Raw genomic sequence first — 5,739 nt, forward strand, 5'->3', positions numbered from 1 at the left:
CCTCACGGGTGGGTCAGGAGTGCGGGCAGGTGTCGCGGTACGCCGAGATCGCCGTGTTCGGGGCAGGGGCCGGACACAGGAACTGGTCGTACCGCAGGTCGTCGTCCACGAACCGCTTGAGCCAGGACAGCGAGTACTTGCGCACCGTCACGTTGTCGCTGCGCGGCGTCGAGTGGTCGCCGCCCCGCAGCTCCAGGAACGCCTTGTCGGGCGCCGCCGTGATGGAGTTGTAGAACGGGATGGAGTGCTGCGAGTCCGGGGCGGTGGGGTCGTTCTGGCCACCGATCAGCATCGTGGGAACCCGGACCGACGACCAGTTCTTCGTGGTGTGGTAGCCGGCCATCGGGATCGCGGCCTGCAGGGCGGGCCGGGACGCGGAGGCGCGCAACGCTCCCCCGCCGCCCATGGAGTGCCCCATCACGGCGAGCCGGGAGGCGTCGACGCGCGGGTTGGTGCGGGCGACGTAGTCCAGTGCGGCGAGGAGCTGGGCGCCGCGGCTGTCCGGGTCGTCGAGGGTGGACAGGGTGTTGATGGTGATCACCACGAACCCGTAGGACGCGAGCCGCGGACCGAAGTGCGCGACCGAGGTCTGGGTGGCGGTGAAACCGGGTGAGATCGCGACCGCGCCGAAGGTCAGGTCGCTGGTGGGCGTGTAGACCGTGCCGCCGCCGAAGTTCGACTGGCGGGCGATCGCGGCGGACGTGACCGCGAACGTGCCGCGGGAGGCTTCCACGGAGGTGGCCGTGGGAGCCGGGCCGCGTTCGTACGGGTTGGCCGCCGCGGTGGCGGTGGCCGGTGTGGTGGCTGGGATCAGCGCCAGGACGAGCGCCGCCAGCGCGGTTGTGATGCGCACGACGAAGACACCTCGATTGGTTGCAGGGGAACCAAAAGCGACGGCGGCGCTCACGCTACCGCCCGGTAGCGAAGTGCGGGTTCGGCCACTCGGATGGTTACCGGCGCATTTCGACGTCGTTCGACCGCGTTTCGTCGAATTCGACTCCGTCACCCAGCGCAGCGAACCGAGACGTTGTCGTCCTGTCCGGTCACCGCAGCGGCGGTATGCGGCGAATCAGACGGCCCACGAGGGTGATCGAGTGCCCACCCGGAGACAGTTCCTCGTCCTGAGCTCCACAGCAGCGCTCACCGGTCTGCTGTCCGAGGCTCCCGCGTCCGCTGCCGGCCCGGCAGCGCAGCCCTACGCGTCCTACTGGCACCCGGCGACGATCCTGGACTGGGACCCGTCGACGGACCGGGACGCGAAGTACAACCGCAGCACCGTCCCGCTCGCGCGGCGCGTGGTCCCGGCGAGACCCGCCAACCCGCACGCGCGTCCGAACGAGGCGCGCGTGCAGGCACTGGTGGCGTACGCGCCGACGAGCTTCAACCCGGCGCAGGGCGCGCTCGACATGAACTACTACGCCACGAACTACTGGCAGTACATCGACGAGCTGGTGTTCTGGGGCGGGTCGGCGTCCGAGGGCCTGATCCTCGCCCCGAACCCGACCGTGACCGACGCGGCGCACCGCAACGGCGTGCGCGTGATCGGCAACGTCTTCCTCCCGCCGACCGCGTACGGCGGCCAGATCCAGTGGGTCCGCGACTTCGTGCGGCGCGACGGCGACCGGTTCCCGGTGGCGGACAAGATGGTCCAGGTGGCGCGCCACCACGGCTTCGACGGCTGGTTCCTCAACCAGGAAACCGCGGGCGGCGACGCGCAGCTCGCGAACGACATGCGCGACTTCGTCACCTACATTCGCAGGAGCGGCCTGCGGATCATCTGGTACGACGCGATGACCGACACCGGCAGCGTCAGCTGGCAGAACGCGCTGACCGCCCGCAACAGGGCGTTCTTCGAGCAGTCCGACGAGATGTTCCTGAACTTCTGGTGGAGCACGCAGGGCCTCGCGAGCTCGGCGGCGCTCGCCCGGCAGATGGGCCGCAGCCCGTACGACCTGGCGTCCGGGGTGGACGTCGAGTCCAGCGGCTACAACACGAGCGTCGGCTGGTCCTCGGTCTTCCCCGAGAACAAGCCGCACGTGACCTCGCTCGGCTTCTACCGTCCGGAGTGGACGTTCAAGTCGGCCACCGGCCCGACCGACTTCTACGCGCGGGACAACCGGTTCTGGGTCGGCCCGAACGGCGACCCGTCCGACACCGCGACGACGGCGAGCTGGAAGGGCATCGCCCACTACATCACCGAGCTGACGCCGATCACCTCGCTGCCGTTCGTGACGAACTTCAACACCGGCCACGGCCGGAAGTTCGCGGTCGGCGGCGCGGTCCGCTCGACGCAGGCGTGGAACAACCTGTCGTTGCAGGACGTGCTGCCGACGTGGCGCTGGAGCGTCACCGGGACCGGTACCAAGGTCGTGCCGTCGCTCGACTGGGACGACCCGTACGACGGCGGCACCGCGCTGAAGATCACCGGAACCCCGTCGGACACCACCGAGGTCAGGCTGTTCGCCACGGCGCTGCCGATCACCGGCGCCACCCAGTTCGAGATCGTCCACCGCACGGGCACCGGCCCGTCGCCGTTGCAGGCCGTGCTGCGGTTCGGCGCCGACGAGGAGGTGTTCGACCTCGGCGGGGTCAGCGGCGGGTGGCGGCGCAGCGTGTTCCCGCTCGGACCGCACGCCGGCGCGACGCTCACGGAGATCTCGCTGCGGGTGCTGCCCGGCGGTGCGGGCACCGCGCTGATCGGCCGGATCGGCGTGGCGAACCCGGTCCTGACGGCACCGGTCGCACCGTCGGACGTGCGGGTCGAGCAGGTGAGCCGTACCGGTGCCACGACGGTGTCGGCACGGCTCACCTGGACTCGTTCCCCCGGTGCGGTGCGGCAGTACCGCGTTTACAAGGCCGGCGCCGAACGGACCTTCCTCGGCGGCACGACCGGCGACGCGTACTTCGTGCCCGCGATCCCGCTGGCGAACGGCGAGACCGCGCGGATCGAGGTGGAGGCCGTCAGCGAGGCGTTCGACGTCTCGCCGCCGGCCGGGGTCTCGATCACTGGTACACCCTGACGTAGTCCAGCACCATGTCCTGCGGCAGCTGCGTCCCGGCCCCCGGCGGGCCGGGCCAGTCCCCGCCCACCGCGTTGTTGATGATGATGAAGAACGGGTGGTCGAACACCCACGGTCCGCGCGTGGTCTCCAGGACGTCGCGGTCGACGGTGAAGAACCTGGTGCCGTCCACGCTGAACGTCATGTGGCTCGAGTCCCACTCGACCGCGAAGGTCCGGAACGCCGACGACGCCGGCTGACCGAGGTCGAGCGGTGATCCGTAGCCGCCCGCGCCGTTGTACGCCGGCGCGTGCAGCGTCGAGTAGACCCGGTTGGGCTCCTTGCCGACGTGTTCCATGATGTCGATCTCGCCGGTGTAGGGCCACGGCCTGCGCTGGTCGAAGAAGTCCGCGCCCAGCATCCAGAACGCGGGCCACAGCCCCTGCGTCGACGACACCTTGATCCGCGCCTCGACGCGTCCGTAGGTGAAGCTGAACTTGCCGTAGGTGTTCAGCCGCGCCGAGGTGTACTGGCAGGTGCCGCTGCCGCTGACCGGGTCCACCGGGCACGCGCTGCCGGGCGTGACCTCGCGGCGGGCCTGCAGCACCAGGTTGCCGTTGCCGTCGTGCCGGGCGTTGTTGTTGTTCGTGTAGTACTGGAGCTCGTTGTTCACGCCGGGACCGGTCTCCGGCTGCCACTTCGAGGCGTCCGGCGCGGTGCCCGCGGGCAGGGTGAACTCGTCGGACCACACGAGCCGGCCGGGGAAGCTCGGGTTCGGCGGCAGCGGCGGGGGCGTGACCGGCGCACCGCCCGTGCCGTAGACCTGGAACTCCCACAACGAGTAGCCGTAGCCGTTCGACCTGGCCGTGCCGTACATCCGCACGTACCGGCCGGTGCCGCTGACCGCCAGGGTCTCCTTGAACCCGCGGCCGGTGGTCGTGGCGTAGATCTGCCGCCAGGTCGCGTTGTCGTCGGAGACCTCCAGCCGGTAGGCCGTGGCGAACGCCGGGTCCCACTGCAGGACGACCTTCGAGATCGTGGCCCGCGCGCCGAGGTCGACGGAGATCCAGCCGGGGTCGACCCAGCCGCTGGTCGCGCTCGTGGCCCAGCGGGTGGCCGGGTCGCGGTCGAACGCCTTGGCCGGGGTGCACCCGCCGCAGTTCGCGTCGTCCTGGAACGTCGAGGCCGACCCGGACTTGCCGTACGACAGCAGCGTTTCGCCGCCGTTGCCGGTGCCGGGGGTGCCGAACACCTGGAACTCCCAGAGCGAGTAGCCGTACTGCGTGGCGCGCTGGGTCAGGTCGAGCCGCACGTACCGGCCGGTGCCGCCGACCGCGAGCGTCTCGGTGCCGCCGGGGCCGGTCGTCGTTCGACGAAGCTCCTGCCACGACGTGCCGTCCGCGGAGATGCTGAGCGTGTACGCCCTGGCGCTCGCGGCCTCCCAGGCGAGCGTCACCTGGTCGACCTTCGCGGACGAGCCGAGGTCGATCTGGATCCACTGCGGGTCGCCGAACGCGCTGGACCAGCGGGTGCCCGCGTCCCCGTCGACCGCGGCGGTCGCCGGGAACGCCGCGTTCTCGCTGCTGGAGGCGGTGACCGGACGGTTCTGGGAGATCAGCGGACCGGCGGCGTGCGCGGCCGCCGGGGTGAACGCCGCGGCCACGAGCGCCGCGGCGGCGAGGAGTGGGAGTCTTCCGCGGTGAAGCCTTCCTGACATGGGTGCTCCTGATGCCGGAGAACGGGCGGCGGGGGTGTGAGAGAGCGCTCTCTCCGACGGGAGTTCAGAGCCGAGGGTCGAGCCACCGGATGCGCGCTGTCAAGAAAACCGGGAATTCTGAACGTTTCTTGCGGATTGACGCCCCATTACGACCTGCGCCATGCTCGACGAGCGTGAGAGCGCTCTCCCAATCCTGCTGCGGAGAGGAAAGCTTCAATGAGGAAGTTGTTCCACCTGGCCACTGTTCTCGCCCTGGCGGCGGGAGTGCTCAGCATTCCCGTTGCGGCACAAGGGGAACCGGTGCGCGTCGCCGAGTTCCTCGCGGAGTGCCCGATCAGCCACCGGCTCCCGGACGACCCGATCGTGCTGCCGAACCTCCCCGGCGCGTCCCACTCGCACGACTTCTTCGGCAACCACTCGACCGACGCTCGTTCCACCCAGCAGTCGCTGGAGGGGCAGACGGGCAACTGCAACCCGGCCGCGGACATCTCGTCGTACTGGGTGCCGACGCTCTACCGGAACAACACGGCGGTCGCACCGACCGGCGTGACCTTCTACTACCTCGGTGAGGGCGTGAACAACCCGGGGGCGATCCAGCCGATGCCGTACGGGTTGAAGATCGTCGCGGGCAACGCGAAGGCCACCGGCGACGCCGACAGCATCGCGCGCTGGTCCTGCCTGCACGCCGGGCACGTCAACCCCTCCAAGAACTTCGTGGAGTGCCCGTCCGGCACGATGCTCGAGACCTACCTGGACTTCCCGCAGTGCTGGAACGGCAGGGACCTCGACTCGTCCGACCACAAGTCCCACCTGTCCTACCCGGTCGCGGGCGGCTGCCCGTCGAGCCACCCGGTGGCGGTTCCCAAGCTGCGCATGGTCCTGCGCTACCCGGTCAGCGGCAACCCGGCCGGGTTCCGGCTCGCCTCGGGCACCGGGCAGACGATGCACGGCGACTTCTTCAACGTGTGGCCGCGGGGCGAGATGGAACGCCGCGTCCGCAACTGCATCAACGTGGTGCTGAAG

4 protein-coding genes are annotated in these 5,739 nt (G+C 70.1%); 2 read left to right on the forward strand and 2 right to left on the reverse strand.

Annotated elements, in window-relative coordinates:
* Positions 1-13: 13 nt before the first annotated feature.
* Positions 14-853 carry a dienelactone hydrolase family protein gene (locus ACFWGZ_RS39015; RefSeq protein ID WP_382456625.1) on the reverse strand — a complete coding sequence of 280 codons (840 nt, stop codon included), beginning with the start codon at positions 851-853 and terminating at the stop codon, positions 14-16.
* Between the two features lie 241 nt (positions 854-1,094).
* On the opposite strand from ACFWGZ_RS39015, the gene ACFWGZ_RS39020 reads away from it, so the two are divergent.
* Complete coding sequence (locus ACFWGZ_RS39020) at positions 1,095-3,020, forward strand: hypothetical protein (RefSeq protein ID WP_382456626.1); 1,926 nt, start codon at positions 1,095-1,097, stop codon at positions 3,018-3,020.
* Here the strand turns inward: ACFWGZ_RS39020 and ACFWGZ_RS39025 are convergent.
* Positions 3,004-4,716 carry a discoidin domain-containing protein gene (locus tag ACFWGZ_RS39025; protein ID WP_382456627.1) on the reverse strand — a complete coding sequence of 571 codons (1,713 nt, stop codon included), beginning with the start codon at positions 4,714-4,716 and terminating at the stop codon, positions 3,004-3,006. The genes ACFWGZ_RS39020 and ACFWGZ_RS39025 overlap by 17 nt on opposite strands.
* A 216-nt stretch (positions 4,717-4,932) precedes the next feature.
* Here ACFWGZ_RS39025 and ACFWGZ_RS39030 point away from each other — a divergent pair.
* A partial coding sequence (locus ACFWGZ_RS39030; protein ID WP_382456628.1) for a DUF1996 domain-containing protein occupies positions 4,933-5,739 on the forward strand: 807 nt, incomplete at its 3' end.

It is taken from the genome of Lentzea sp. NPDC060358 (assembly GCF_042725365.1).
In the GTDB taxonomy this organism is placed as follows: Bacteria; Actinomycetota; Actinomycetes; order Mycobacteriales; family Pseudonocardiaceae; genus Lentzea.

Excerpts from the sequence above, each read along its gene's own strand:
- ACFWGZ_RS39025 (WP_382456627.1), bottom strand. The coding sequence starts at position 4,716 with ATGTCAGGAAGGCTTCACCGCGGAAGACTCCCACTCCTCGCCGCCGCG.